Here is a 1,095-nt window from a genome sequence, read left to right as displayed (position 1 = left end):
CGGTGTCAATCCGTTGAAGCAACACCCTCGTCCTGGCCCTCCAACAACTGCCGGTGGAACACCTCTTGCGGTGTGTAGAACCCCAAACACGCCCGCGGCCGGGTGTTGAGCTCCTCGGCGATCGCGGTCAGATACGGCTGATGCTGCGGGATGTCGGTGCCCTTGGGTAGATACTCCCGAATCAGCCGGTTGGTGTTCTCGTTGGTGGGACGCTGCCAGGGGCTGTGCGGATCGGCGAAGAACACCGGCAGGTCGGTGGCCACCGTCACCGCCGCGTGACGGCCCATCTCCGTTCCCTGGTCCCAGGTCAGCGACTTGCGCACCAACTCCGGTAGCCCCGACACGTGGTCGATGAGCACATCGGCCACATGATCGGCCGTCCTCCCCTGGGGCAGGGCCAAGATCACCGTGAACCGGCTTTGGCGGTCCACCAGCGTGATCACCGCGCTCTTGCCTTCTTTGCCCACCACCAGGTCCCCTTCCCAATGTCCGGGTACCCGGCGGCCCAGAGCCTGCTCTGGGCGCTGGCGGATGGAGCGCATGCCCACGATCCGGGCACCGGACAGGCCGTTCTTGCGGCGGGGGCGGCGGGCGCCGCGTTTGGAGGGCAGCATCACCCCCAGCCGGGCCAGTTCGCCCTTGGGTAGGGCGTAGATCCAGGTATAGAGCGCTTCGTGGCTGATGCGGGCACCGCCGGTGGGCACAGAGCCTTCCATGGGCTCCACGCTGGCATCGTCGGCTTCCAGCTTCAACCGGCCCGCGATCTGGCGTGGGGTGCGTCCCCGCCCCAGGTCGGCCAACACCCGTTGGCGGATGATCGGGTCGGCCTCCATCAAGCGCTGTTGGGGGCGGGTGCGGCGGGTCTTGGCGCGTTGGTGGGCGGTGGTGGCCCGGTAGCCGCGCTTGCTGGTGTTACGGCGTAGTTCGCGGCTGATCACCGACTGATCCCGGCCGATCAGGCGGGCGATGGCGCGTACGCCTTCTCCTCGTGCGTGGGCGAGCGCGATCTCCTCGCGTTCAGCGAGGGTGAGCATCCGTCGTTCTTGCATGAGCAACCCCTGTGACCTGCGGTGTTGCTACGACGGTATGACACCA

The 1,095-nt window shown here is 67.2% G+C and carries 1 protein-coding gene; it reads right to left on the bottom strand.

Translation table 11 applies throughout. The annotated features are described in order from the left end of the window. Nucleotides 1–5: 5 nt before the first annotated feature. Entirely contained in the window at nucleotides 6–1,049 is a 1,044-nt protein-coding gene (locus NLI01S_RS24795) for an IS30 family transposase (RefSeq protein ID WP_067609330.1), read from the bottom strand. Nucleotides 1,050–1,095: the final 46 nt, after the last annotated feature.

It is taken from the genome of Nocardiopsis listeri NBRC 13360 (assembly GCF_001570765.1).
Classification (GTDB): Bacteria; Actinomycetota; Actinomycetes; order Streptosporangiales; family Streptosporangiaceae; genus Nocardiopsis; species Nocardiopsis listeri.
The sequence above is the reverse complement of the archived record's forward strand: the minus strand, read 5'-3'. Positions and strand labels throughout refer to the sequence as shown.

Coding starts and splice junctions, on each gene's coding strand:
- NLI01S_RS24795 (WP_067609330.1), bottom strand. CDS start 1,049: ATGCAAGAACGACGGATGCTCACCCTCGCTGAACGCGAGGAGATCGCG.